Raw genomic sequence first — 24,603 nt, 5'->3', positions numbered from 1 at the left:
CCGCCCGGCCGGCCCTCGTTCCGGCCGGGCGCGCGACCCGCCCTGCCCATGACCGCACCCTCCGCCTCCGCCCCGATCCCGTCGGCCGGCACAGCCCCTATCCTCGAGATGCGCGGCATCTCCAAGGACTTCTCGGGGGTGCGTGCGCTCGACGACGTGTCCTTGCGCCTCCATTCCGGCGAGATCCTCGGCCTGATGGGCGAGAACGGCGCCGGCAAGTCGACGCTCCTGAAGATCCTGTCGGGCGTCCAGCCGCCCTCGCGCGGGCAGATTCTCCTCGACGGTCGGCCGGTCGCCTTCGCCAACCCGGACGAGGCGATGCGGGCCGGCATCGTGACCATCTACCAGGAGCTGTCGCTGATCCCGCCCCTGTCTGTGGCCGAGACCATCTTCGTCGGGCGGGCGCCGGTGAACCGCTTCCATCTCGTCGACTGGCGGGCAATGCGCGAGGCCGCCGCGGCGGCGATCGCCCGCGTCGGCCTCCGGCTCGACGTGCGCACGCCCGTTTCGGCCCTGTCGGTCGCAGAGCAGCAGATGGTCGAGATCGCCCGCGCGCTCTCTCTTCGCTCGCGCGTCATCATCATGGACGAGCCGACCTCCGCCCTGTCGGAGGCCGAGGTGGTCCGGCTTCTCGCCATCATGCGCCAGCTGCGGGGCGAGGGCGTGTCGATCATGTTCGTCACGCACCGGCTGGAGGAGGCCTCGGAGGTCTGCGACCGGATGACGGTGCTTCGCGACGGGCGGCTGGCCGGCGAACTGACCCGCGGCGCATCTCCCATTCCCGTGCCGGCCGTGATCGAGCGCATGGTCGGGCGCGCGGCGTCCGAACTCTACGCCCGCCCGGCCGAGCGCCAGGCGCCCGGGCCTGTCCGCCTGTCGGTCCGCGGGCTTCGCACCCTGCGCAACCCGGAGGCGCCGCACGCGATCGTGCTGAAGGGCGTCGATCTCGATCTGAAGGCCGGCGAGATCCTCGGGATCGCCGGGCTCGTCGGATCGGGCCGGACGGAACTCGCCCGCGCGATCTTCGGCGCCGACCGGATCGCGGGCGGCACTCTGACCCTCGACGGCCAGCCCATCGCCCCGGCTTCGCCCGCCGAGGCGATCGCGCTCGGGATCGGCCTCGTGCCGGAGGATCGCAAGCATCAGGCGATCTTTCCCGCCCTCGGCATCCTCCAGAACTTCTCCATCGCCTCGCTGAAGGCCTATGCGCGGGCCGGCGGCTTCATGGCCGAGGGGCGCGAGCGGGGGGACCTCGCAGCCTATCGCAAGATGCTCAACATCCGCATGGCGGGGCCGGATCAGCTCATTTCCGGCCTCTCGGGCGGCAACCAGCAGAAGGTGATTCTGGCCCGTTGGCTGGCGCGCGACCCCAAGGTTCTGATCGTGGACGAGCCGACGCGCGGGGTCGACGTCGGGGCGAAGGCCGAGGTGCACCAGATCCTGGTGGGACTGGCCGCGCGCGGCATCGCCGTTCTCGTCATCTCGTCCGAACTGCCGGAAATCCTCGCCGTCAGCGACCGGATCGTCACCATGCGCGAGGGCCGCATCACCGGCGAGATGCCGGGCTCGGCCGCCAGCGAAGAATCCCTGATGGCGCTGATGGCGCTCGGCAATGCGACGGAGGCTCGGGCATGACCGCGATCGACCAGACGGATGGCCGGCGGAAGGTCAATGTGTTCCGGGTGCTGAAGACCTTCGGGCCGCTGCTGTTTCTCCTCGTGCTGATGGTGGTCTTCGCTCTTATAAACCCGAACTTCCTGAACCCGACCAACCTCTTCAACGTCCTGCGCCAGATCTCGATCACCGGGCTGATCGCGCTCGGCATGACCTTCGTGATCCTGACGGCGGGCATCGACCTGTCGGTCGGCTCGCTGGTGGCGCTGTCGGGCATGGTGGCGGCGATCGTCTTCAAGGGCGGGGCGGCGAACACCCTGTCGCTCGGCGGGGCGGCGGCGGGCGGCTACGGCTGGTTCGCCGCGCTGCTCGCGGCGCTGGCCGTCGGCACGCTGTGCGGCGCGGTCCAGGGCCTGGCGATCACCCGGCTGAAGGTCCCGCCCTTCGTCGTCACGCTTGGGGGCCTCACGATCTTCCGGGGGCTGACGCTGACGCTCTCCAACGGCGGGCCGATCTCGGGCTTCGACGCCTCCATGCGCTGGTTCGGCACGGGGCTGGTCGGACCGGTCCCGGTGCCGGTCATCATCTTCGCGGTGGCGGCCGTCCTCTGTCACGTCGTCCTGCGCTACACGCGCTACGGGCGGGCCGTCTACGCCGTCGGCGGCAATGCAGAGGCCGCGCGCCTGTCGGGCCTCAAGGTCGATGCGATCCTCGTCTCGGTCTATCTCATCGTCGGCTTCTTCTGCGGCTTGGCCGCCTTCGTGCTGGCGGCCCGGCTCAACTCGGCGGAAGCCGTGGCCGGCATCGGCTACGAACTGACCGTGATCTCGGCCGTCGTGATCGGCGGCACCAGCCTCTTCGGCGGTGTCGGGACGGTCGGCGGCACGGTGATTGGGGCGGCGCTGATCGGCGTCCTCGTCAACGGGCTCGTCCTCAACAACGTCTCGTCCTACACCCAGCAGGTGGTGATCGGCCTGATCCTGATCCTCGCCGTCGCCTTCGACCGGTGGCTGAAGGCGCGGGCGCGGTAGAGCGGTTTGCAGGCGAAGCGGAAACGCTTTGCCCTCGCACAATGCGACATTCGGGAAACCGCTACTCCGCCGGCTGCGCCTGCGCCCCAGTGGGGTTCTCGCGCTCCAGCTTTTCGAGCTCCTCCTCCAGCGCGTTGCGCGGGGGCGAGAAGCGCGAGAGGAGGACGTAGAGCGCCGGCACCACGAAGAGCGTCAGGAACGTGCCGAGCGTCGTGCCGGCCGCGATCACCGCGCCGACCGTCGTGCGCGCTTCGGCGCCCGCGCCGGACTCCAGAAGCAGCGGCACGGCGCCGATGATGGTGGCGAGCGTCGTCATCAGGATCGGGCGCAGCCGCTGGCCCGCCGCCTCGACGGCCGCCTCGAAGGGTTCGGCACCCTCCTCGCGCAGCTGGTTGGCGAATTCGACCAGAAGGATCGCGTTCTTGGCGACGAGGCCGATCAGGAGCAGCATCGCGATCTGGCTGTAGATGTTGAGCGTCTGGCCCATCGCCCAGAGGATCAGGATGCCGCCGGCGAGCGCGGCCGGCGCCGCCATCAGGATCACGAACGGGTGGACGAAGCTCTCGAACTGGCCGGCGAGCAGGAGATAGACCAGCACCAGGATCATCGCGAGGATGAAGAGGACGGCCGAGCCGGTCTCCTGGAAGTCGAGGCTCTGGCCGGTATAGGCGATCTCGGTCCCCGATGGTTGCGTCTCGCGCGCGATCTCCTCGAGTTGCGAAAGCGCGTCGCCGAGCGACAGCGAGGGGGCGAGGTTCGCGCCGATCGTGATCGAGGGCTGGCGGTCGAGCCGTTCCAACTCGCGCACCGTGCCGACCTCCTCGCGGATCACGACGCTGGAGAGCGGGATCAGCTCGCCCTGGCCGGAGCGCACGAAGACGTTGTCGATGTCGCCGGGCGTCAGCCGGTCCTCGTTCCGCGCCTGGAGGATGACCTCGTATTCCTCGCCGCGCTCGACATAGCGGGTGATCTCCGCCTCGCCGAACATGATCTGCAGCGTCTCGCCGATGGCTCTCGCATCGACGCCGAGCGCCGAGGCGCGCGAACGGTCCATCGATACGCGGATCTGCGGCTTGGTGTCGTCGTAGTCGGAATCGAGGTTGATGAGGCCGGGGATCGAGCGGCCCTTCTCGACGATTTCCTGCGACCACGCGTCGAGGACGGCGCGGTCCGGCCCCTTCACGACCATGGAGACCGGGCGTCCGCCGCCCTGGCCGAGCCCGTTCGGGTTGATCGCGAAGGCGCGCACGCCCGTCACCGCCGGGAGCGCGTCCTGCAGCCGCTCCTGGAACGCCATCTGCGTTTCCTCCCGCTCGGCCCAGTCCTTGAGCTGCACGATTAGGATGCCGACGGTCGGCTGCCCCTGGCCCGATCGGCCGGGCGACAGGACGGTGAGGATCGCGCGCATCGGACCGTCCTCGCCGTTGGCCTCGCGCACGACGGCCTCCAGCGCGCGCATCTTCTCCGACATGTAGGCGGGGGACGCGCCTTCCGGCCCTTCGGCGCGCACGATGATGGCGCCGCGGTCCTCGTCGGGCGCGAGTTCGCTCGGCACGATCGTGAAGGCGAAGATGCCGATGCCGGCAAAGGCGAGACCGGCCAGAAGCGTCAGCCAGACATGGCGGACCGCCGCACCAAGCACGCGCTTGTAGGCGAGCCCAAGCCGCTCCAACTTAGCCCCCACGAAGCGCTCCATGCGCGTCGGCTCGGTCCGGCCGCTGAAGAGCTTGGAGGACAGCATCGGCGCGAGCGTGAGGGCCGCCGTGGTGGAGAAGGCGACGATCGCCGCCAGCACCACGGCGAACTCGCGGAACAGGAGGCCGACATTGCCGCCGAGAAAGGCGAGCGGCAGGATCACGGCGATCAGGACGAGGGCGCTGGCGAAGACCGCGAATCCGACCTGGCGCGTCGCGCGGGCGGCGGCCAGCAGCAACGGCTCGCCCTGTTGCTGCCGGCGCCGAATGTTCTCCATGATGACGACCGCGTCGTCGGTGCACAGGCTGATCGCCAGGATCACGGCGAGAATGGTGAGGGCGTTCAGCGAGAAGCCCATGGCGACGGCGACGATCGCCGCCGGGATGACCGAAGCCGGGATCGTCGCGGCCGGGATGACGGTCGAGCGGACCGACCCGAGGAAGACGAAGATCACGACCACGATGACGGCCACCGTCTGCATCAGCGTGGTGGCGACGTTCTTCAGGTTCTCGCGGATGAAGACGGCCTCGTTGTAGCCGACCGCGATCTCGACGGAATCGGGGATCTGGGCGCGCACCGAGTCCAGTTCCTCGATCACCCCTTGCGCGATCTCCAGCGTGTTGGCGTTGGACTGGCGCACGATGCCGAGCGAGATGGCGTCCTGCCCGTCGACCCGGAAGCCGGAATTGCGATCCTCGACGCCGACCTCGACGGTCGCGATGTCGCCGAGCCGGACGCGCTGGCCCTGCCGGTCGACCAGCGACAGCTCGCGGAACTCCTCGGCCGAGGAGAAGCGCGTGTCGGCCCGAAGGGTGATGGCCTGGGTGGCGGTCTCCAGTTCGCCCGCCGGCAGCTCGACATTCTCCGCCTCCAGGCGGGCCGACACGTCGGAGGCCGTGACGCCGCGCGCGGCCATGGCGCGCCGGTCGAGCCAGATGCGCATGGCGTAGCGCTTCTCGCCGCCGATCTGTACCTGGGAGACGCCGGACACGGCGCCGATCGCGTCCACCACCGTGCGGTCCACGATGTCGGTGAGGGCCGCCGTGTCGTACTCGTCCGAGCGCACCGTCAGATACATCATCGGCTGGTCGTCGGCCGAGGCCTTCTCGATCACCGGCTCCTCGACGAGGTCGGGCAGGTCGTTGCGCACGGCCGAGACCTTGTCGCGAACGTCGGCGGCGGCCGCGTCGATGTCGGTGCCCGCCACGAATTCGAGGTCGATGTCGGAATTCTCGTCGCGCGTCGTGGAGCGGATCTGCCGGATGCCGGCGATGCCCGAAAGGTTCTCCTCGATGATGCGCGTCACCTCGCGCTCCACCACCTCGGCCTGCGCGCCCCGATAGATCGTGTTGACGGTCACCGACGGTGGATCGACGTCGGGAAACTCGCGGATCGGCAGGGACAGGGCGGCGCCGATGCCGACAGCGATCAGGAGGAGGTTGAAGGAGGCGGCCAGGATCGGCCGGGTGATGACGGTGTCGAGGAGCTTCATCGCGGCTCAGCCCCGCGCGGCCGGCGCGGCGGCCTGCGCCTCGCCCGGCCGCGGGCCGTCGCGGGCCGGGGGCGTTTCGCCCTCCTGCGCGTCCTTGACCTCGATTGCCTGGCCGGAGGTCAGGTCCTGAAAGCCCTCGATCACGACGCGGCGCCCGGCCTCCAGCCCTTCCACGATTTCCAGCCGGTCGGGATCGCGCTGGCCGACGCGCACGGCGACGCGCTCGGCCTTGCCGTCGTCCTCCGCGAAGACGAAATGGTCGGCGCCCTCGATCTGCACGGCGAGCGGCGGCACGGTCACCGCGTCCTCGCGCTGGCCGACCTCCAGCGTCACGTTCATCAGCATGCCCGGCAGGAGCTTCTCGTCGGCATTGGGAACGCTCGCCTCGATCGTCACCGTGCGCAGCGCCGGATCGACCCGGCTCGCGATCGCCGTCACCTCGCCCCGGAACCGCTCGTCCGGAAAGGCGACCGAGGCCGCCTCCACCGGCGCGCCCATACGCACTTGGCCGAGATAGCGCTCCGGCACGGTGAAGCGAATCTCGATCGGATCCACCGCGTCGAGCAGCGCCACCTCGCCGCCCGGCTGGATCAGCGCGCCGAGGCTGATGTTGCGAAGGCCGAGGCGCCCCGCAAAGGGCGCGCGGATGTTGTAGTCGTCGAGCCGCTCGCGCGCCGAGGCGACCTGCGCCTCCGCCGCCTCCGCCTGCCGCTGGAGGTCGTTGGCCACCGCACGTGGCCCCGTGCCATCCTCGGCCAGTCGCGCGGCGCGGCCGAAGGCCTGGCGCGCCTCATCGGCCGCCGCTTCCGCGACCCGGACCTGATCCTCGGCGTCGGCCGGATCGAGCCGCACGAGGATGTCGCCCTCGTTCACGTCCTGCCCGTCGGTGAAGGCGATCTCCTGCACGCGGCCCGAGACGCGCGCCGTCACCGTCACGCTTTCGCGCGCCACCGCGTCGCCCACCGCTTCCAGCGTCAGGGCGATGTCGGCGAGCGTCGCCTCGGCCAGCACCACCGGTGTCGGCGGCTCCTCGCGCGCTTCGTCGGCCCCGGCTTCGGCGGCGGCGCCGGGCAGGATCGCGGCCAAGGGGGTGGGCCAACCGTAGAGATAGGACGAGGCGCCGAGCCCCCCGGCCGCGATCAGCAGGACGGCGAACGCGGTGGGAATCGGTCTCATGGAAGGGGATGTCTCCGGCCGAGTGCGTTTCGTCGCAATCGCCGGACCGGGCAATCGTTCCCCCAAGGTGCGCGGGGCGCGTTGTCGCATCGCCGCGCCGCACGAAACGCGAACGGCCGGCCCGAAGGCCGGCCGTTCGAATGGACAAGGACCGGCGCCGCCTTTCCGGCGGGCCGCCCGGACCTTACTCGGCCGCGGCGGCGGCCTTCTTGGTGGTGCGGCGGCGCTTGGCCGGCTTCTCCGGGGCCTCGGTCTCGACGGCCGGGGCGGGTGCCTCCTCGATCTCCGCTTCCGGCTCGACCTCGGGGGCCGCCTTGCGGCCGAGGCCGATGCTCTTGGCCAGCTCCGAGCGCTTGGCGGCGTAGTTGGCGGCGACCATCGGGTAGTCGGCCGGCAGACCCCACTTCTGGCGATAGGCCTCGGGGGTCAGGTCGTAATGGGTCTTGAGATGGCGCTTCAGCGACTTGAACTGCTTTCCGTCCTCCAGGCAGATCAAGTAGTCGGGCGTGACCGACTTCTTGATGGGAACGGCGGGGACCAAAGGAGCGGCGGGCGCGGCTTCCGGCTCCTTGGCAGCGTCGAAGTCCAGCGACGCGTAGACGATCCCGATCAACGGCGCGAGATCGTCCCGGGTCACGTGATTCTTGCTGACATAGGCCTTGACGATCTGAGCGGTCAGATGTCGGCGCGACACGTCCTTACTGTTGTCCATTTCGATCCTCTCGAATTTTCACGGACAAATAACGTAGCAACGTATATTGGTCTACCCGATTATGATCCGATCGACGGTTGTTATTTCTGTAGGATCGGATTGTTGGCTGCAACGGGCGGATATGCACGCCGCAGGCGCATCGATACCCGGCCAAGAGTTTCTCCGCATGCCTCCTATGCGTGCCGCGCCATGGTGCCGGTCTGCGATTCGTGGTCAGCCTCCGGCTGATTCGCGCGAGTGATTGATCCATGACCCTGCCATCCGCCCCCGCCGTCAGCCCGGCCGACCTCACGGACCGGGGGACGCCCCGCGTCGGTCTTGCCCTCGCCTCGCTCTCGCTCGGATCCTTCGTCATCGGCGCGGGCGAGTTCGGCATCATGGGCCTGCTGCCCACCATGGCGAGCGACCTCGAGGTTTCCATTCCGCAGGCCGGCCTCCTCGTCACCGGCTATGCGCTCGGCGTGGTGTTCGGCGCGCCGCTGCTCGCCGTCCTCACCTCCCGCTGGGAGCGCCGGCGCACGCTGTTCCTCCTGGCGCTCGTCTTCTTCATCGGCAATCTCGCCTGCGCCCTCGCGCCGACCTACGGCCTGCTGATGGCCGCGCGCCTCTTCACCGCGCTCGCCCACGGCGCCTTCTTCGGCATCGGCGCGGTGCTGGCCGCGGAGATCGCCCGGCCGGGCAAGGAGGCGCAGGCCATCTCCATGCTCTTCGTCGGCATGACGCTCGCCAACGTCTTCGGCGTGCCGCTCGGCACGGTGATCGGCCAGAGCTTCGGCTGGCGCTCCGCCTTCCTGGTCGTCACCGCGCTCGCCGCCGTCACGGCGCTGATGATCTACCTCTTCGTGCCCGTCAGCCGGCCCCGGCCCGGCGTGCGCTTTGCCGAGGAACTGCGGGCGCTCGTCCGCCCGCCCGTGCTCCTGGCCATGTCGCTGAGCGTCCTCGCCTCCTCGGCGCTCTTTGTCCTCTACACCTATATCGCGCCGCTCCTCACCGGCGTGACGGGGCTTGCCGAGACGACCGTCCCCTATCTCCTCTTCGTGCTCGGCACCGGCATGACCATCGGCAACCTCCTCGGCGCGCGGCTCGCCGACTGGAAGCTCATGCCCTCCATCATAGGCCTCTTCGCCGCCATGGCCGCCATCCTCACCGGCATCCACGTCTTTGCCGACAGACCCGTGCCCATGGTCGCCCTCATGCTCCTCTGGGGCATGGTCGTCTTCGGCCTCACCTCGCCGATCCAGATGCGCATCGTCGCGACCTCGCAGGGCGCGCGCAACCTTGCCTCCACGATCAACCAGAGCGCCTTCAACCTCGGCAACGCCTTCGGCGCCTGGGTCGGCGCCATGATGATCTCGGCCGGCCTCGGCTACGACGCCCTGCCGCTCGCCTCCGCCGCCCTCGCGCTCGCCGCCCTCGGCGTCGCGGCCGTGAGCTGGCGGATGGACGGGCGGGCGTCGCGGGGGTGAGGCCGGGGCGCCGCCCCGCCTCGATCCCCCGAACGGTCCCGTTCAGCCCGTCTGCCGCAGCGCCTCGGCGATGCTCGCCGACAGCGGCGTGGTCGGCCGGCCGATGAGGCGCGACAGGGCACGGCCATCGTCGAACAGCGCGTTCTGCCGAGCGCCGGTGTCGTAGCTCGCGATGGCCTGCGCCAGGGACGCGGGCAGGCCGGCGCCGGCGAGCGCGGCCGCGTAGTCGGCTTCCGGCATGTCGACATAGGGGATCTCGCGCCCCGACTGGCGCGACAGTTCGGCGGCGAGATCGGCGAGCGTATAGGCGTCGTCACCCGCGAGCTCGTAGGTTCGGCTGTCGTGGCCGCTCTCGGCAAGCACGGCGGCGGCCGCCTCGGCATAATCCCGGCGCGCGGCCGAGGCGATCCGACCCTGGCCGGCGCTGCCGATGAAGGCGCCGTGCGACACGGCGGGCGGCACGGAGGCGGTATAGTTCTCCGTGTACCAGCCGTTGCGCAGGATCGTGTGCGGCAGGCCCGACGCCTTCAGCGCGGCCTCGGTCGCCAGGTGCTCCCCGGCGAGCGACAGGGGCGAGCGGTCGGCATGGAGGAGGCTCGTGTAGACGATGCGCCGGACGCCCGCCTCGCGTGCCGCCGCGATCACCGCGCGGTGCTGCGCCTCGCGCTTGCCGACCTCGCTGGAGGAGACGAGCATCAGCGTCTCGACGCCCCGAAGGGCCGGGGCGAGCGAGCCTTCGTCGTCGTAGTCGAAGCGGCGCGCCTCGACGCCCGTCTGCGCGAGCCGTTCGGGCGATCGCGCCAGCGCGACCGGCGCGGCGGACGGATCGCGCGCGGCGAGCGAGGCGAGGATGAGCTGGCCGAGGGCGCCGGTGGCCCCGGTGATGGCAATGGTCACGTCCGGTCTCCTTGCTGGATCGATCCGCGACACTTAGACTGAGAGCTTACGAAAGATAAGTACGCACAAAAAGGTTCGTATGGTCTCGCAATCGAACTCCCCCGAACTCCTGTCCGACCGGCTGCGGCGCGGCGACGTGCTGGCGTCGGCCTGCCCGTCGCGCGCGGTGCTGCGGCATCTCACGAGCCAGTGGGGCGTCCTGGTGCTGATCGTTCTGGAGGAGGGCACGTTCCGCTTCGCCCAGTTGCGCCGCCGGATCGACGGGGTGAGCGAGCGGATGCTGGCGCAGACGCTGAAGGCGCTGGAAGGCGACGGCCTGGTGCGCCGGGTCTCCTTCGACACGGTGCCCCCGCATGTCGAGTACTCGCTGACCGATCTCGGGGCCGGGGCGGCGCGGCGCGTGAAGGATCTCGCGGACTGGGTCGAGGAGAGCCTGCCCGCCATCGTGCGCGCGCAGGACGAGGCCCGGCGCGGCGGCGGGGCGGGGAGAGGCGCGCCCGGTTGAGCGGGCGCGCCGGCGGCCGGCGGCCGGGCCGGGTCAGCCCGCCTGCAGCGGCGAGATGGAGATCTCGACGCGCCGGTTCTGGGCGCGGCCGGCTTCCGTCGCGTTGGAGGCGATGGGCCGGCTCATGCCGTAGCCTTGCGTGTTGAGGCGGCGCGGGTTGACGCCCTGGCTGGCGAGGAACTGCGAGACCGACTGGGCGCGACGCTGGGACAGGGCGAAGTTGTAGCCTTCGCCGCCGACATTGTCGGTGTTGCCGGCGACGTCGACGATCGACTGGTCGTACTTGTTGAGCACGATCGCGACGGACTGAAGCGTCGGGTAGAACTCCGAGCGGACCTGATCCTGGTCGGTCGTGAAGGTGATGTTGGAGGGCATGTTGAGGATGATCCGGTCGCCCTGGCGGGTGACGGAGACGCCGGTGCCCTGGAGCTGGGCGCGCAGGTCCGCCTCCTGGCGGTCCATGTAGACGCCGATGCCGCCGCCGCCGATCGCGCCGATGCCGGCCCCGATCAGCGCGGCGCGGCCGGGGTCGGAGCCGGTGGCGCGGCCGACGAGATAGCCGCCGAGCGCGCCGGCGCCGGCGCCGATGCCGAGACCGCCCGCGGTGTTCGAGATCTTCTGCTCGCCGGTATACGGGTCGGTGGTGCAGCCTGCCAAAAGACCGGCCGAGGCGACGGCGACGAGAACGAGCTTCTTCATGACGAGATCCAGCCTTCCGATGGTCCGGGGCTCCTCGTGCGGCGGGAGGCCCTCGATGGTCGTTCGGAAGGGGCTAGAAAACAGTCGGGGCTGGATTGGGGCTGACGGCGCCCTTTTGCGGGCCGAGCGCAAAAAAAGTCGCGCCGTGTCGGTTCAGCGCCGCCGGCGCGACAGGAGCCAGAGCGCGCCGAGGCCGAGGCCGACCGTGCGGAGCGCCGCCCGGTGCGGCTGGAGGGCGGTATAGAGGCTGACCGGCAGCCCGCGCGTATAGGGCGAATGGATGCGGGCGCCCTGCGTCGGCCGGTCGAGATTGTCGGTCGGCGTCAGCGGATGGCGCGAATGGGTGATCGGCGGCACGACGGCCGCGATGAACCGGTCGGTGAGGCTGGGCGCCCAGCTCATGGCGGCGCGCAGGAGGCCGCCGGGCGCGCCGACAGTGATCTCGCGCACGGGGCGGGCGAGCGCGTCGAGGATGGCGTCGGCCACCAGCTCGGGCGCGTAGAGCGGCGGCATCACGCGCGGCTCGGCGGTGAGGTGGTTCTTCGCGTGATGGGGCAGGGCGCTGGCGATGCCCGAAGGCTTGACGAGCGTCACGGTGATCCGGTCGCCGCTCGCGAGAAGCTCCATGCGCAGCGCGTCGGTGAAGCCCTTCACGGCATGCTTGGTGGCGGAATAGGCACTGAGATACGGCACCGGAACGTCGCTGTTGACCGATCCCACATTCACCAGCCGCCCCCGCCCGGGCCGCGAGCGGAAATGGGCGACGGCGGCGAGCGAGCCGTGGACCGTGCCCCAGTAGTTGGTCTCGAACAGGCGCCGGTGCTCCGGCAGCGGCAGGTCGGTGAGGTTGGCATAGGCGGCGACGCCGGCATTGTTGATCCAGGCGTCGAACCGCCCGAACCGGCCGACGACGGTTTCCGACGCCCCATGGAGGGCCGCGTCGTCGGACACGTCCACGGGAACGGCGATCGCCTCGGTGCCCAGCGCCTCGACCTCGGCGCGCACCTTGGCGAGTTCTTCCTCCCCGCGTGCCAGAAGCGCCAGCCGTGCGCCGCGGCGCGCGGCCTCCAGCGCGGTGGCGCGGCCGATGCCCGAACTTGCGCCGGTCAGAACCACGACCAGGCCGGCCAGCGGGCGTCGATGTCGGATCATGCTCCATCTCCCTTCGGATCGGGAGACGAACGCGGGGGCCGGGCACCCGTTCGCGGCGGAAACCATGGCCGGCTGCGGACCCCGCGCCCTCGACGAAGAAGGCCGGCCTCCTTGCGGGAGCCGGCCTCGATGCGTCTTCGGTCCGGACAGGCGTCAGGCGGCCTGGCGCTGGCCGATCAGCTTGCGGTTGACGAGGAGCTCGGCGATCTGGATCGCGTTGAGCGCGGCGCCCTTGCGCAGGTTGTCGGCGACGACCCACATGTTGAGGCCGTTCTCCAGCGTCTGGTCCTCGCGGATGCGGCTGATATAGGTCGCGTCCTCGCCGGCGGTGTCGATCGGCGTGACGTAGCCGCCGTCCTCCTGCTTGTCGATCACGAGGCAGCCCGGCGCCTCGCGCAGGATCTCCCTCGCCTCGTCGGCCGTGATCGGGTTCTCGAACTCGATGTTGACCGATTCCGAGTGGCCGATGAAGACCGGCACGCGCACGGCGGTGCAGGTCACCTTGATCTTCGGGTCGAGCATCTTCTTGGTCTCGACCATGACCTTCCACTCCTCCTTGGTCGAGCCGTCTTCCATGAAGACGTCGATATGGGGAATGACGTTGAAGGCGATGCGCTTGGTGAACTTCTTGGCGGTCACCGGGTCGGCGACGAAGACGGCTCTCGACTGCTCGAAGAGCTCGTCCATGCCTTCCTTGCCGGCGCCCGAGACCGACTGGTAGGTCGACACCACGACGCGCTTGATCGTCGCCTTCTCGTGCAGGGGCTTGAGCGCCACGACGAGCTGGGCGGTGGAGCAGTTCGGGTTGGCGATGATGTTGCGCTTGGTGAACCCGGCCACCGCGTCGGCATTGACTTCCGGCACGATGAGCGGAACGTCGGCGTCGTAGCGGAAGGCCGAGGAATTGTCGATCACGACGACCCCCTGCGCGGCGATCTTCGGGGCCCATTCCTTGGCGACGGAGCCGCCGGCCGACATGAGGCAGATGTCGGTGCCGGCCCAGTCGTAGAGCTCCAGCGCCTTAACTTTCAGCGTCTTGTCGCCGAAGGAAACCTCGGTGCCCTGGCTGCGGCGCGAGGCCAGCGCCACCACTTCGTCGGCCGGAAAGCCGCGCTCGTCGAGGATATTGAGCATCTCGCGGCCGACATTGCCCGTCGCGCCGACCACAGCCACCTTGTAGCCCATCTTGAAACCCGCCAGTCCTTCGCCCCGAGAACCTGAAGTCACGCTCTTGTCGCCCCGTCCCGGGGGCAAGCGGGACGAGGGGGTCAGATAATGATGGTGGTTTTGGTGAAGGTGAGCGCGGACATGGGGAACGCTCATGCGCTCCCGTTTTGGCGAAGTCAATCGGCAATCTTCCCTTGCTCGAACGAAAACGGCCGGTGCCCGAAGGCACCGGCCGCGCTCGGGATCGAGCCTCGTCGCGCCGCATCAGATGCGGCGGTCGGGATAGGCGCCTCCGACCGGACGAGGCTGGGCGCTGCTGCGGGCGGCGCGCTGCGTGACCTTCTTGGTGACCCAGCCGACGAACAAGGCCTTCAGAATGCTGCGGATCATGGGATGCTCCCGGATTCGTTGAGTTGCCAGAAGAATGCAGCCGCCGGCCGGTGGGTTCCATCGCGTGCGATCGTGTTGACGATCCTGTGATTGTGGCGGAAGCGAGTTTGCAACTTCCCTTTCCGTCAAATTTGGGTAACGTTTCCGCAAGGCGCCCTGAGAGGCGCCGCCGCACCAACGCGGCCTGGGAGGGCAACTGCGTGACGAGTTATCCAGCGAGCGCCGATCCGGCGAGCGAACGCAAACCCATGACGAAACGCGAGCGGAAGGTGATCATCGCCTCCTCGCTCGGCACCGTGTTCGAGTGGTACGACTTCTATCTCTACGGAACGCTGGCCGCGATCATCGGCAAGCAGTTCTTCTCGCAGTTCCCGCCCGCGACGCAGGCGATCTTCGCGCTTCTGACGTTTGCGGCCGGCTTCCTGGTGCGGCCTTTCGGCGCCCTCGTCTTCGGACGGCTGGGCGACCTCGTCGGCCGCAAGTACACGTTCCTCCTCACCATCCTGATCATGGGCCTGTCGACCTTCGCGGTCGGCCTCCTGCCGGGATACGACCAGATCGGCGTGGCGGCCCCGATCATCCTCGTCGCGCTGCGCATGGCGCAGGGCCTGGCGCTCGGCGGCGAGTATGGCGGTGCGGTGGTCTACGTGGCCGAGCATTCGCCGCGCAACCGTCGCGGCTTCTACACGGCTTGGATCCAGACCACGGCGACGATGGGCCTCCTGCTCTCGCTGTTCGTGATCGTGACCCTGCGCATCAATCTCGGCGAGGAGGCGTTCCAGACCTCTCAGCCCCTGTTCTTCGGGCTGACGGGCGGCTGGCGCATTCCCTTCCTCCTGTCGATCGTCCTGCTTCTGATCTCGATCTACATCCGCCTTCAGATGCATGAATCGCCGATCTTCCAGAAGATGAAGGAGGAGGGCACCCAGTCCAAGGCGCCGCTGTCGGAGGCCTTCGGCAACTGGAAGAACGGCAAGATCGTCCTGATCGCGCTGTTCGGCCTCGTGATCGGCCAGGCGGTCGTCTGGTACACCGGCCAGTTCTATGCGCTGTTCTTCCTGCAGACGGTGCTGAAGATCGATCTTCTGACGGCCAACGTCCTGATCGCCTGGGCGCTGATCATCGCCACGCCCTTCTTCCTCGTGTTCGGCGCCCTGTCGGACCGGATCGGGCGCAAGCCGGTGATCCTGGCCGGATGCCTGATCGCCGCGGCGACCTACTTCCCGATCTACCAGGGGCTGACGGCCGCTGCCAACCCGACCTACTACAGCGCCATCGCCAACGTGCGCGCCGAGGTCGTGGCCGATCCCGCCACCTGCGGCTCGCTGTTCGATCCGGTCGGCATCCGCACCTTCACGACGCCTTGCGACGTGATGCGCCGGACCATGTCGCAGCAGGCCTTCCGCTACACCCAGGTGAACGCGCCGGCCGGCACGCCGACGCAGCTCGTGGTCAACGGCGGGGCGCCCATCGCCTTCACCGATGCCAAGAGCTTCACCGAGGCGCTCGGCCCGGCCATGGTCGCCGCCGGCTACCCCGCCGCGACCGACCCGGCCAAGGTCAAGATCGACGGCTTCTTCTCGGCGCTGGGCAACGGGCAGGCGCTGCACGTGATCGCGCTCCTGACCGTCATGGTGATCTACGTCACAATGGTCTACGGCCCGATCGCGGCGGCCCTCGTGGAGTTCTTCCCGACGCGCATCCGCTACACCGCCATGTCGCTGCCCTACCATATCGGCAACGGCTGGTTCGGCGGCCTCCTGCCGGCGACGTCCTTCGCGATCGTGGCCTCCACCGGCGATATCTTCGCCGGCCTCTGGTACCCGATCTTCTTCGCGCTGCTGACGGTCGTGATCGGCCTCCTCTTCGTGCGCGAGAAGAAGAACGTCGACCTCGCCGACTGAGGCGGGTTCCGAGAACGGAAAAAGGCCCCGGCAGCGATGCCGGGGCCTTTTTCGTTTCGGACCGTCCGTCGCCGGCCGGCTCAGGCCGACAGGCGTGCCTCGAATTCGCGTGCGACGGCGTCGCCCATCTCGGCCGTGCCGACCTGTCGGCAGCCCGGCGCCATGATGTCGCCGGTGCGCGTGCCCGATTCGAGGACGGCGGCGATGGCGCCTTCCAGCGCGTCGGCTTGCCGAGTCAGCGTGAAGGAGTAGCGCAGCATCATGGCGAAGGAGGCGATCATCGCGATCGGGTTGGCGATGCCCTGGCCCGCGATGTCGGGTGCCGAGCCGTGCACCGGCTCGTAGAGGGCGCGCCGCTTGCCCGTCGCGGCGTCCGGGGCGCCGAGCGATGCGGAGGGCAGCATGCCGAGCGAGCCGGTGAGCATGGCCGCGATGTCGGACAGCATGTCGCCGAAGAGGTTGTCGGTCACGATGACGTCGAACTGCTTGGGGTTCTGCACGAGCTTCATGCCGCCGGCATCGGCCAGCATGTGGTCCAGCCGCACGTCGGGATACTCGTCGCGCCCGATGCGGGTCACCACCTCGTTCCACAGGACGCCCGTCTTCATGACGTTGCGCTTTTCCATGGAGGTGACCTTGCCGTGACGTGTGCGGGCCAGCTCGAAGGCGGCGCGGGCGATGCGCTCGATCTCGTAGGTCTCGTAGACCTGCGTGTCGATGCCGCGCTTCTGGCCCTCCCCGAGGTCGACGATTTCCTTGGGCTCGCCGAAATAGACGCCGCCCGTCAGCTCGCGCAGGATCAGGATGTCGAGGCCGTCGACCAGCTCGCGCTTGAGCGACGAGGCCTCGGCGAGGGCGGGATAGCAGATGGCCGGGCGCAGGTTGGCGAAGAGGGCCATGTCCTTGCGCAGGCGCAGGAGGCCCGCCTCGGGGCGGATCTCGTAAGGCACGCCGTCCCATTTCGGGCCGCCGACGGCGCCGAAGAGCACGGCGTCCGCCTTGATCGCCTTCTCCATGTCGGCGTCGGCGATCGGAAGCCCATGCGCGTCGATCGCGGCGCCCCCGACCAGCGCCTCCTCCGTCTCGAACCGGTCGCCGCCGGCCCGGTTCAGGACGGCCACGATCTTGCCGACCTCGGCCATGGCCTCCGGTCCGATGCCGTCGCCGGGCAGGAGCAGGAGCTTGTGCGTGGTCATGGGCGGTCCTTTCGGATGGATGCGTTCAAGGCTTGGAAGGCGATCAGGCCCAGGGGCGCGTCGAGGCGAGCTTGGTCTCGAACGAGGCGATGCCGCCCTCCTGCTCCAGCGTCAGGCCGATGTCGTCGAGCCCGTTGAGAAGGCAGTGCTTGCGGAACGGGTCGATGTCGAAGCGCACCACGCCGCCGTCCGGTCGGCGGATTTCCTGGGCTTCGAGGTCCACCGTCAGCCTGGCGTTGGCGCCCTTGCCGGCGTCGCCCATCAGGGCGTCGAGCTCCTCCTGGCTCACGCGGATCGGCAGGATGCCGTTCTTGAAGCAGTTGTTGTAGAAGATGTCGGCGAAGGACGTGGAGATCACGCAGCGGATGCCGAAGTCGAGAAGCGCCCAAGGGGCGTGCTCGCGCGAGGAGCCGCAGCCGAAATTGTCGCCCGCGACGAGGATCTCCGCGTTCCGGTAGGCCGGCCTGTTCAGGACGAAGCTCTCGTCCTCCGAGCCGTCCTCCTTGTAGCGCAGGTTGGCGAAGAGGCCGACCCCGAGTCCTGTGCGCTTGATCGTCTTCAGGTAGTCCTTCGGGATGATCATGTCGGTGTCGACATTGAGGATCGGAAGCGGCGCGGCGACGCCCGTCAGGTGGTCGAACTTCTGCATGGAACCCGTCCTTCCCTCGTCGTGAAGCTGTTCGCGTCTCGATACACCCTTCATTCCCCTCGCAAAAGCCTTGTCGGCCGCGCTTGAACGCGCACGGGCGATCGGGCAGGGAAGGGCATGACCACGCCCACGCCCCTCCTGCGATCCGCCCTCTTCGTTCCGGCCGCCCATTCGCGCGCGCTGGAGAAGTCGGCCGGCCTCCGCCCGGACGCCTTGATCTTCGACCTCGAGGATTCGGCGGCCGAGGGCGAGAAGGCGGGCGCGCGCGAGCGGCTGCGCGATCACCTGTCCGCTCTGCCCAAGCGCGGTCCGCACGATCCGCTTCGGGTCGTGCGCGTCAACCCGCTGGCGACGCCGGCCGGCACGGAAGACCTCCTGATGGCCTGCGCCGTGCGGGCTGACGCCGTCCTCCTGCCCAAGGTCGAGTCTCCGATCCATCTCGAAGAGGCCGACGTCGCGCTCCAGCATTGCGACGCGCCCGCCGGCCTCGCGCTCTGGGCGATGATCGAGACGCCGATGGGCGTGCTGCGCGTCGGCGGGATCGCGGGCGCCTCGCTCGGCCGCCCCCTCGGCGCGCTGGTGATCGGGCCGAACGATCTCGCGCTCGCGACGGGGCTCCGGCTTTCGCCCGGCCGGCCGGAGCTCGCGCCCTGGATCGGACCGGTGCTGGTGGCGGGCCATGCGCACGGCGTGCCCGTCCTCGACGGAGTGTTCAACGACCTCTCCGACGCGCCGGGCTTTGCCGAGGAATGCGCCGCCGGTCGCCGCTTCGGCTTCTGCGGCAAGACGCTGATCCACCCCGCGCAGATCGCGCCGGCCGAGGCCGCGTTCGGGCCATCCGCGGCCGAGATCGCGCAGGCGCGCGCGATCGTCGTGGCCTTTGCCGATCCCGTCCATGCGGGGCGCGGCGTCATCCGCCTCGACGGGCGCATGGTGGAGCGCCTCCATCTGACCCAGGCCGAGGCACTTCTCGCCCGTGCCGCCCTGATCCAGACACGACAAGGATCGAATCCATGAAGCTCTACCGCCTGATCACCGGCCCGGACGATTCGGCCTTCTGCCACCGCGTGTCGCTCGCCCTGTCCAAGGGCTGGGAACTCGCCGGAAGCCCGGCCTATGCCTTCGACGCCAAGGAGGGCGTGATGAAGTGCGCCCAGCCGATCACCAAGGTGGTGCACGGGGTGGACTACGATCCGTCCATGAAGCTCGGCGAGCAGTAGGCGCGGCCTTGCGCCCGTTCGGCCAAGTCGCCGCCGGGGTCGTCGCGCTCGTCTGTGTCCTCCTCGGCCTGATGGTGCTCGGCATCCTCGTGCCCCGTCCGGCCGACGCCGGTTTTCCGCCGGCGGGCGGGACGGCGGGGCTGAACGTCGTCCATCTCGCGGCCAGTCCGATCCACACGGATATCCTCTTGCCCGCGACGCCGGCGGTTCTGGAGCGCTTCGGCTTCCTCGCCCGCGACGGGCTGGATCTCGGCCATCCCGCGCTGGGAACGATCGTGGTCGGCTGGGGCGGGCGGACCTTCTATACGCAGACGCCGACCTGGGACCGGTTGGGCCTCGACGCCGTGTGGCGCTCGGCGACGGTGGACCGCTCGGTACTGCACGTCGCGCTGGGCGGCCGAGTGGACGGGACGGAGGCCGGCATCCTGCGGCTGGAGCTCTCCGACGCCGCCTTCGCCGCGCTCCTCGATTTCATGGGCCGGAGCTTCGTGCGGGGACCGGACGGCACGCCGGCCGTCCTGCCAGGCGCCTCATACGGCCCGTTCGACCGCTTCTACGAGGCGCGCTGGCGCTTCAATCTCCTTCTCGGCTGCAACACTTGGACGGCGGCAGCCCTGCGCGCGGCGGGCCTGCCGACGGGATGGTGGTCGCCCCTGCCGCCGACCTTGCTCTGGGGCCTGACGCTGCACGCGCCGAAGGCGACGGGCTAGACCGCGAGCGGCCAGCCGCCCTCGCGCGTCTCGACCACGCGGACGGGATCGCCGACCCGCAAATGCCCCGGCGCACGCGGCACCGCGTTCCAGCCGAACAGGACACCCGGCGCCTTCGGCTCGCCGGAGCGGCGGAAGCGGCCGAGGGTGGCGAGCGGCTCCTTGCCCATGCGCCGGCCCTCGTCCTGATCGACGGTGGTCACCGCGCAGCGGGCGCAGGGCTTCACGAGATCGAGCACCACGTCGCCGACGGAGATCGCGGCCCAGCCGTCCTCGGCGAAGGGCTCGGCGCCGTCCACCACGAGGTTGGGCCGGAAGCGGCTCATCGGCACCGCCTCGCCGCCGGTCGTGACGATTCGCCGGTTGAGCTCGCGCAGGGAAGCCGTGGTGGCGACGAGAAGGGGGAAGCCGTCGGCAAAGCCGACCGGCGCGTCCCCTGCCGTCCAGTCGCACGAGACGGTACGCCGGGAGCGGTCGTCGAAATGGACGAGCCGGAGGGGGAGGCCCAGCCAGCGCGACAGGGCGGCGTTGGTGGCGGCGTCCGCCAGGGCCGCGTCCACCGTGTCGCTCCAGACCGAGACCGCGAGGCGTTCGTCGCCCTCGAGGACAGGCACGAAGCGCTCGCCGCCGTCGACGCCCCCGACGCCGGGAAAGGACAGGTGCAGCCCATCGGCGTCCGGCTCGGCGTCGAGGAGGGCGAGTGGAGGGTGTTCGCGCTGCGAGACGAAGCGGCCGGCCTCGTCCACCAGCATCCAGCGCCGGTCGCCCTCGAGGCCCATCGGCTCGAGCGTGGCGGCTGCGGGGTGGCGGGCGCGCCCGCCCTTGACCGGATGGATGGAGAGCGTCGAGACCTGCATCGTTCTTTCCTCAGTCGGTCGCCGCTTCCAGGGCTTCCATGTCCTCGTCCGACAGGCCGAAATGGTGGCCGATCTCGTGGATCAGGACATGGGCGACCAGCGTGCCGAGGCTTTCCTCGTGCTCCGCCCAATAGTCGAGGATGGGCCGGCGGTACAGGAGGATGCGGTTGGGCAGTTCGCCGGTCTGGGGCGTGCCGAGCGCCGCGACCGCGCGCCCCTCGAACAGGCCGAGAATATCGAAGGGGCTCTCCAGGCCCATCTCCTCGATGACGTCGTCCTCGGGAAAGTCGGCGACGTAAAAGCGGATTTCGCCCGACAGGGCGCGGAATTCGGACGGCAGGGCGGCATAGGCCTCGATCGCCAGCGCCTCGATCTCGGCGAGACTGGGCGACAGCCTGCGCCCCCAATCGCCCGTCTGGTCCATCTGCCCCATCGCCGTCCTCCGTCGCTCGCAGCGCCCGATTGCGCATATCAGGCCGAGGGCCGGAATAAGCAATCGCAGGCGATCGGATTTCCCGCCTGGTCCCCCGGGGTCAGACCGTGCCGGCCGAGGGTCCCTGAAGGACCACGACCTTGGTGCCGTCGAGGACGCGGCGGTGGAGATCGATCACGTCCTGGTTGAGAAGGCGGATGCAGCCCGACGAGATGGAGCGGCCGATCGACCAGTCCTCGTTGGTGCCGTGGATGCGGTAGAGCGTGTCCTCGCCGCCGCGGAAGAGATAGAGCGCGCGCGCGCCGAGCGGATTGGTCGGGCCGGGCTCCATGCCCGCGCTCAAGTGCCCGTAGCGCTCGGGCTCGCGCGCCATCATCGCGTCGGTCGGGCGCCAGCGCGGCCAGGCGCGCTTGTACTGCACGACGGCCTCCCCCTCGAAGGCGAGGCCCGCCTTGCCGACGCCTATGCCGTAGCGCAGCGCCCTTCTGTCTTCCATCTGCAGGTAGAGGAAGCGCGCGGGCGTGTCGACGATCAGCGTGCCGGGAATCTCGCCGCTCGAGTAGGCAACCTCCTGGCGATAGAAGCGCGGGTCTATCTTGGTGAGATCGGGCGCGGGGACCGGGAAGGGCTCGCCCTCCACCGCCGCGTACATGGCGAGATAGTAGGGCGAAACGACGCGTGCGGGTGCGGTCGGCGCAACGTCGGACAGGCGGCCGGACACGCAGCCCGCCAGGAACAGCGGGGCGCCGGCGAGGAAGGTTCGGCGGGAAAGCGGCATGGGCAGGGACGGCTTCGGATGGAGGAACAGGGGAGCAAGCCGGTTCCCTGCCGGACCGGCCGGACACACCGCAACCTCCGAGCCGGCCCCCTGACGCGATCGTGACGCGGCCGCGATCGGGCCGGGCCTCGCTCGTCCACCGGAATTCGTTCCCTATCAACAGGAAAATAATCTTGCATGCCTCGTCCTTGACTCCGGAGGGCGACTCGGAAATCTCCTAGAACATATGTGGAACAAGAAGGCGGCCATGATCCCATCGGCCGATGGAGAACGGCGTGACCTGGAACGGCTCGGAACGACGGCGATCCGGCAGAGGACCGGACCAAGACCATGGAAACGAAGGCATCGGCCGCATCTTGGCGGCGCAGGACGGCTGCGGCCCGGCCAAGGTGTCGCGCGCCGCGACGCTCTCGGCCCTGCGCCATGCGATCGGCCGGATCGAGGGAGCCGTCCTCCCGCGCGACGGCTCGGAAGGGAAGGACGAAAAACCCATCGAAGAGCGCCGCGTCCCGCTTGGCGCACCGCTCTTCGACGCCGCGCTCGGCGGCGGCCTGCCGCGCGCGGGGCTTCTGGAACTGCGCACCCGCGCCATGCGCGACGGCGGGGTGGGCATCGGCTTCGCCCTGGCGCTGGCGCTCCGGCTCGGCGCCTCTGCGCAGCGGCCGCTTATCTGGATCGCCGCGGCCGACGCGCTCGCCGAGGGCGGCATGCCCTATCGCGAGGGCCTCGTCCATTTCGGCCTCGAGCCGGAGGCGCTGGTCGTGGTGCGCGCCCGGCGCGTCGTCGACGCCGCCTGGGCGGGCGAGGAGGCGGCCCGCTCCGGCGCGCCCGCGCTCACCGTGGTCGAGCTGCGCGGCAACCCGGCGGTGCTGGCGCTGGAGGGCACGCGCCGCCTCCACACCCGCGCGCGGGAGGCCGGCGGCCCGGTCCTTCTCCTGCGCCAGGGCGGCGAGGCGGAGGCCTCGGCCGCGCCCCTCCGCTTCCTGGTCGAACCGGTGCGCGCCGCCCCGGTGCCGGGGCTGGAGGCGCTGCCGCTGATCGGCCGCCCGCGCTTTTCCCTCGGGCTCGAAAAGGCCCGGGGCCTGTCTCCCCGCACCCTCTGTCTGGAATGGGATCCCCATGAGCGCCGTTTCCACGACCACGACCCCAGCGCTGCCGCCGGCCCCGGCCGAGTTCCTGGCGATCAGGCTGCCGCGCCTGCCGAGCGACCGGATCCGGCGCGCGGAACTCGGGCGCTCGTGGCGCTGCGGCCCCTTCGCTCCGGGGCGGCGGACGAACCCGCCCCGCCCCGGCGCATCGGCGCGGGCTGACCTCCTCTCCGTGCCGCTCGGCTCGGGCAACGGGCACCGCCCGCCCGCCGGCCTCCTCGCGCTGTCGGACGGGGCGGACGGGCCGGCCGAGCCAGGCGTCCCGCCGCTCGCCCTGTTCGGGCGCGAGGACCGGGCCGACCGGATCGTCGCCCTGTGCGAGCGGGCGGCGGCGCTGGGCCTTATGCCCGGCCTCGGGCTGGCGGAGGCGCGCGCGCGCTTTCCCCATGTCGACTACCGGCCCATGGACGCGGCGGCCGACCGCCGGCTGTTGGAGGCCGTCGCCGACTGGTGCGACCGCTACACGCCGCTGGTGGCGCTCGACGGCACCGAGGGCCTTCTTCTCGACCTGTCGGGCGCCTCCCATCTCTTCGGCGGGGTCGCCGCCCTCAGGGACGATCTCCTGGCGCGGCTTCGCGCGCAAGGGTTCGCGGCCGAGGCGGTCGTCGCCGCCCATCCCGGCACGGCGCGGGCCTGCGTCGGCTTGAGGGAGACGCAGGCCCTCGTGCCGGCGGGCGGCGAGCGGGCGGCGGTGGAAGGACTGCCGGCCGGTCCCGCCCTCCGCTTGGCCCCCGAGGAGGCGGGGCGCCTCCATCGCCTCGGCCTGCGCCGGGTCGGCGACCTCCTCGCCCTGCCGCGCGCCGGGCTCCAGCGCCGTTTCGGGCCGGACCTCGCGCGCCGGCTGGACGAGGCGACGGGCGCGGCGCGCCGGCCGATCGCCCCGCGCCGGCCCGTCGCCATGCTGATCCGCGAGCGGCGCCTGTTCGAGCCGGTGAGCCTGACGGAGGACATCCTACGCCTCGTCTCGCATCTGGCCGCGCGCCTCTGCGAGACCCTGGCCGAGCGGGGCGAGGGCCTGCGCGAGGCGGAGCTCGCCCTGTTCCGGGTGGACGGCCATGTGGAGCGGATGAGCGTGCGCACGGGCACGCCGCTGCGCGACCCCGCCCGCATCGCGCGCCTCTTCGCCGAGCGGCTGAAGATGGCGGACGAGGAGATCGACGCCGGCTTCGGCTTCGACCTTCTGCGCCTGTCGGTCCTGGCCGCCGACGCCATGGCCGAGCGGCAGGAGGAGCTGGCGGGCGAGGGGCCGCGCCCGGCCGAGGATCTCGGCGCGCTGATCGATCGCCTGGGCACCCGGCTAGGCGAGGCCGCGGTCTTCGCGCTTTCGGGCGAGGACCGCCACAGGCCGGAGGCGGCGCAGCGCCCCGCCGCGCCCTTCGGCGCGGCCTCGATGGGCCTGTCGGCGGACCTCGCGCCCCGCCCCTTGCGCCTCTTCGCCCGGCCGGAGGCGGTGGAGGCGACGGCCGAGGTGCCGGACGGGCCGATCCGCCAGTTCCGCTGGCGCCGAGCCTTCTACCGCGTCGGGCGGATCGAGGGGCCGGAGCGGATCGCGCCCGAATGGTGGCGCGGCGACACCGGCGCGGAGCGCGACTATTTCCGCGTCGAGGACGAGGCGGGGCGGCGCTACTGGCTGTTTCGGGAAGGGGCGGGGCCGGGCGCGCCCTCGGGCTGGTTCCTTCACGGGCTCTTCGCGTGAGCGGCGAGGCGCCGGT

At 70.3% G+C, this 24,603-nt stretch carries 23 protein-coding genes; 10 read left to right on the top strand and 13 right to left on the bottom strand.

The annotated features are described in order from the left end of the window. Positions 1-48: 48 nt before the first annotated feature. Together O5O54_RS16065 and O5O54_RS16060 are read left to right on the top strand one after the other, a co-directional pair. Positions 49-1,635, top strand: coding sequence for a sugar ABC transporter ATP-binding protein (locus O5O54_RS16065; protein WP_279482839.1), 1,587 nt, complete (start codon positions 49-51; stop codon positions 1,633-1,635). Beyond that, positions 1,632-2,645 (top strand): ABC transporter permease, encoded by a 1,014-nt coding sequence (locus O5O54_RS16060; protein WP_279482838.1) that lies wholly within the window; start codon positions 1,632-1,634, stop codon positions 2,643-2,645. The genes O5O54_RS16065 and O5O54_RS16060 overlap by 4 nt, the downstream gene beginning before the upstream one ends. Before the next feature lie 61 nt (positions 2,646-2,706). Here O5O54_RS16060 and O5O54_RS16055 read toward each other — a convergent pair whose 3' ends face one another. The 3 genes from O5O54_RS16055 to O5O54_RS16045 form a co-directional block, all read right to left on the bottom strand. Beyond that, on the bottom strand, positions 2,707-5,832 hold the full coding sequence (locus O5O54_RS16055; protein WP_279482837.1) for an efflux RND transporter permease subunit: 3,126 nt from the start codon (positions 5,830-5,832) through the stop codon (positions 2,707-2,709). 6 nt (positions 5,833-5,838) lie between these two features. Further along, positions 5,839-7,008, bottom strand: a complete 1,170-nt coding sequence (locus O5O54_RS16050) for an efflux RND transporter periplasmic adaptor subunit (RefSeq protein WP_279482836.1) — start codon at positions 7,006-7,008, stop codon at positions 5,839-5,841. A gap of 184 nt (positions 7,009-7,192) precedes the next feature. Then, complete coding sequence (locus O5O54_RS16045) at positions 7,193-7,720, bottom strand: MucR family transcriptional regulator (protein ID WP_279482835.1); 528 nt, start codon at positions 7,718-7,720, stop codon at positions 7,193-7,195. Between the two features lie 248 nt (positions 7,721-7,968). Between O5O54_RS16045 and O5O54_RS16040 the strand changes: the two genes are divergently transcribed. Beyond that, positions 7,969-9,186: an MFS transporter gene (locus O5O54_RS16040; protein WP_279482834.1), complete on the top strand. Its 1,218-nt coding sequence runs from the start codon at positions 7,969-7,971 to the stop codon at positions 9,184-9,186. Between the two features lie 42 nt (positions 9,187-9,228). Here O5O54_RS16040 and O5O54_RS16035 read toward each other — a convergent pair whose 3' ends face one another. Then, on the bottom strand, positions 9,229-10,083 hold the full coding sequence (locus O5O54_RS16035; protein WP_279482833.1) for an SDR family oxidoreductase: 855 nt from the start codon (positions 10,081-10,083) through the stop codon (positions 9,229-9,231). A gap of 79 nt (positions 10,084-10,162) precedes the next feature. Here O5O54_RS16035 and O5O54_RS16030 point away from each other — a divergent pair, with 79 nt between their 5' ends. Further along, positions 10,163-10,588, top strand: coding sequence for a helix-turn-helix domain-containing protein (locus O5O54_RS16030; RefSeq protein ID WP_279482832.1), 426 nt, complete (start codon positions 10,163-10,165; stop codon positions 10,586-10,588). Positions 10,589-10,621: 33 nt separating this feature from the next. Here O5O54_RS16030 and O5O54_RS16025 read toward each other — a convergent pair whose 3' ends face one another. The 4 genes from O5O54_RS16025 to O5O54_RS16010 form a co-directional block, all read right to left on the bottom strand. After that, positions 10,622-11,287, bottom strand: coding sequence for an OmpA family protein (locus O5O54_RS16025; RefSeq protein WP_279482831.1), 666 nt, complete (start codon positions 11,285-11,287; stop codon positions 10,622-10,624). Between the two features lie 153 nt (positions 11,288-11,440). Further along, entirely contained in the window at positions 11,441-12,439 is a 999-nt protein-coding gene (locus tag O5O54_RS16020) for an SDR family oxidoreductase (RefSeq protein WP_279482830.1), read from the bottom strand. 153 nt (positions 12,440-12,592) lie between these two features. Beyond that, positions 12,593-13,624 carry an aspartate-semialdehyde dehydrogenase gene (locus tag O5O54_RS16015; protein WP_279482939.1) on the bottom strand — a complete coding sequence of 344 codons (1,032 nt, stop codon included), beginning with the start codon at positions 13,622-13,624 and terminating at the stop codon, positions 12,593-12,595. A 246-nt stretch (positions 13,625-13,870) separates the two neighbouring features. Then, positions 13,871-13,996 (bottom strand): hypothetical protein, encoded by a 126-nt coding sequence (locus O5O54_RS16010; protein ID WP_279482829.1) that lies wholly within the window; start codon positions 13,994-13,996, stop codon positions 13,871-13,873. A 248-nt stretch (positions 13,997-14,244) separates the two neighbouring features. Between O5O54_RS16010 and O5O54_RS16005 the strand changes: the two genes are divergently transcribed. Then, positions 14,245-15,900 carry an MFS transporter gene (locus O5O54_RS16005; RefSeq protein WP_279482828.1) on the top strand — a complete coding sequence of 552 codons (1,656 nt, stop codon included), beginning with the start codon at positions 14,245-14,247 and terminating at the stop codon, positions 15,898-15,900. A gap of 80 nt (positions 15,901-15,980) precedes the next feature. On the opposite strand, the gene leuB is transcribed toward O5O54_RS16005, so the two are convergent. Beyond that, positions 15,981-17,096, bottom strand: a complete 1,116-nt coding sequence (gene leuB, locus O5O54_RS16000) for a 3-isopropylmalate dehydrogenase (protein ID WP_279482827.1) — start codon at positions 17,094-17,096, stop codon at positions 15,981-15,983. Positions 17,097-17,139: 43 nt separating this feature from the next. Next, a complete protein-coding gene (gene leuD, locus O5O54_RS15995; protein WP_279482826.1) occupies positions 17,140-17,745 on the bottom strand; it encodes a 3-isopropylmalate dehydratase small subunit in 606 nt (201 codons plus the stop codon). A 117-nt stretch (positions 17,746-17,862) separates the two neighbouring features. Between leuD and O5O54_RS15990 the strand changes: the two genes are divergently transcribed. Genes O5O54_RS15990 through O5O54_RS15980 form a run of 3 tightly spaced genes read left to right on the top strand, consistent with a single transcriptional unit; the run spans position 17,863 to position 19,675 of the window. Continuing rightward, entirely contained in the window at positions 17,863-18,762 is a 900-nt protein-coding gene (locus O5O54_RS15990) for a CoA ester lyase (protein ID WP_279482825.1), read from the top strand. Then, positions 18,759-18,965: a DUF1737 domain-containing protein gene (locus tag O5O54_RS15985; RefSeq protein WP_279482824.1), complete on the top strand. Its 207-nt coding sequence runs from the start codon at positions 18,759-18,761 to the stop codon at positions 18,963-18,965. Before O5O54_RS15990 ends, O5O54_RS15985 begins: the two co-directional genes overlap by 4 nt. An 8-nt stretch (positions 18,966-18,973) precedes the next feature. Next, a complete protein-coding gene (locus O5O54_RS15980; RefSeq protein WP_279482823.1) occupies positions 18,974-19,675 on the top strand; it encodes a TIGR02117 family protein in 702 nt (233 codons plus the stop codon). Here the strand turns inward: O5O54_RS15980 and O5O54_RS15975 are convergent. The 3 genes from O5O54_RS15975 to O5O54_RS15965 all read right to left on the bottom strand — a co-directional run bounded on the left by O5O54_RS15975 (position 19,672) and on the right by O5O54_RS15965 (position 21,743). Beyond that, the gene (locus tag O5O54_RS15975; RefSeq protein ID WP_279482822.1) at positions 19,672-20,532 is read right to left on the bottom strand and encodes an MOSC domain-containing protein; all 861 of its coding nucleotides are present in this window, start codon (positions 20,530-20,532) and stop codon (positions 19,672-19,674) included. The genes O5O54_RS15980 and O5O54_RS15975 overlap by 4 nt on opposite strands. 10 nt (positions 20,533-20,542) lie before the next feature. Beyond that, a complete protein-coding gene (locus O5O54_RS15970) occupies positions 20,543-20,965 on the bottom strand; it encodes a metallopeptidase family protein (RefSeq protein WP_279482821.1) in 423 nt (140 codons plus the stop codon). Between the two features lie 100 nt (positions 20,966-21,065). Further along, positions 21,066-21,743 (bottom strand): L,D-transpeptidase, encoded by a 678-nt coding sequence (locus O5O54_RS15965; protein ID WP_279482820.1) that lies wholly within the window; start codon positions 21,741-21,743, stop codon positions 21,066-21,068. Positions 21,744-22,099: 356 nt separating this feature from the next. On the opposite strand from O5O54_RS15965, the gene O5O54_RS15960 reads away from it, so the two are divergent. Both O5O54_RS15960 and O5O54_RS15955 read left to right on the top strand, forming a co-directional pair. After that, positions 22,100-23,053 carry a hypothetical protein gene (locus O5O54_RS15960; RefSeq protein ID WP_279482819.1) on the top strand — a complete coding sequence of 318 codons (954 nt, stop codon included), beginning with the start codon at positions 22,100-22,102 and terminating at the stop codon, positions 23,051-23,053. Positions 23,054-23,063: 10 nt separating this feature from the next. Further along, positions 23,064-24,587 (top strand): DNA polymerase Y family protein, encoded by a 1,524-nt coding sequence (locus tag O5O54_RS15955; RefSeq protein WP_279482938.1) that lies wholly within the window; start codon positions 23,064-23,066, stop codon positions 24,585-24,587. The last annotated feature ends 16 nt before the right edge of the window (positions 24,588-24,603 follow it).

The organism is Aureimonas sp. SK2 (genome assembly GCF_029813115.1).
Taxonomy (GTDB): Bacteria; Pseudomonadota; Alphaproteobacteria; order Rhizobiales; family Rhizobiaceae; genus Aureimonas.
Note: the sequence above shows the minus strand (reverse complement) of the source record. Positions and strands in the feature narration are given on the sequence as shown.

Coding starts and splice junctions, on each gene's coding strand:
- O5O54_RS16065 (WP_279482839.1), top strand. CDS start 49: ATGACCGCACCCTCCGCCTCCGCCCCGATCCCGTCGGCCGGCACAGCC.
- O5O54_RS16060 (WP_279482838.1), top strand. CDS start 1,632: ATGACCGCGATCGACCAGACGGATGGCCGGCGGAAGGTCAATGTGTTC.
- O5O54_RS16055 (WP_279482837.1), bottom strand. CDS start 5,832: ATGAAGCTCCTCGACACCGTCATCACCCGGCCGATCCTGGCCGCCTCC.
- O5O54_RS16050 (WP_279482836.1), bottom strand. CDS start 7,008: ATGAGACCGATTCCCACCGCGTTCGCCGTCCTGCTGATCGCGGCCGGG.
- O5O54_RS16045 (WP_279482835.1), bottom strand. CDS start 7,720: ATGGACAACAGTAAGGACGTGTCGCGCCGACATCTGACCGCTCAGATC.
- O5O54_RS16040 (WP_279482834.1), top strand. CDS start 7,969: ATGACCCTGCCATCCGCCCCCGCCGTCAGCCCGGCCGACCTCACGGAC.
- O5O54_RS16030 (WP_279482832.1), top strand. CDS start 10,163: ATGGTCTCGCAATCGAACTCCCCCGAACTCCTGTCCGACCGGCTGCGG.
- O5O54_RS16025 (WP_279482831.1), bottom strand. CDS start 11,287: ATGAAGAAGCTCGTTCTCGTCGCCGTCGCCTCGGCCGGTCTTTTGGCA.
- O5O54_RS16020 (WP_279482830.1), bottom strand. CDS start 12,439: ATGATCCGACATCGACGCCCGCTGGCCGGCCTGGTCGTGGTTCTGACC.
- O5O54_RS16015 (WP_279482939.1), bottom strand. CDS start 13,624: ATGGGCTACAAGGTGGCTGTGGTCGGCGCGACGGGCAATGTCGGCCGC.
- O5O54_RS16010 (WP_279482829.1), bottom strand. CDS start 13,996: ATGATCCGCAGCATTCTGAAGGCCTTGTTCGTCGGCTGGGTCACCAAG.
- O5O54_RS16005 (WP_279482828.1), top strand. CDS start 14,245: ATGACGAAACGCGAGCGGAAGGTGATCATCGCCTCCTCGCTCGGCACC.
- leuB (WP_279482827.1), bottom strand. CDS start 17,096: ATGACCACGCACAAGCTCCTGCTCCTGCCCGGCGACGGCATCGGACCG.
- leuD (WP_279482826.1), bottom strand. CDS start 17,745: ATGCAGAAGTTCGACCACCTGACGGGCGTCGCCGCGCCGCTTCCGATC.
- O5O54_RS15990 (WP_279482825.1), top strand. CDS start 17,863: ATGACCACGCCCACGCCCCTCCTGCGATCCGCCCTCTTCGTTCCGGCC.
- O5O54_RS15985 (WP_279482824.1), top strand. CDS start 18,759: ATGAAGCTCTACCGCCTGATCACCGGCCCGGACGATTCGGCCTTCTGC.
- O5O54_RS15975 (WP_279482822.1), bottom strand. CDS start 20,532: ATGCAGGTCTCGACGCTCTCCATCCATCCGGTCAAGGGCGGGCGCGCC.
- O5O54_RS15970 (WP_279482821.1), bottom strand. CDS start 20,965: ATGGGGCAGATGGACCAGACGGGCGATTGGGGGCGCAGGCTGTCGCCC.
- O5O54_RS15965 (WP_279482820.1), bottom strand. CDS start 21,743: ATGCCGCTTTCCCGCCGAACCTTCCTCGCCGGCGCCCCGCTGTTCCTG.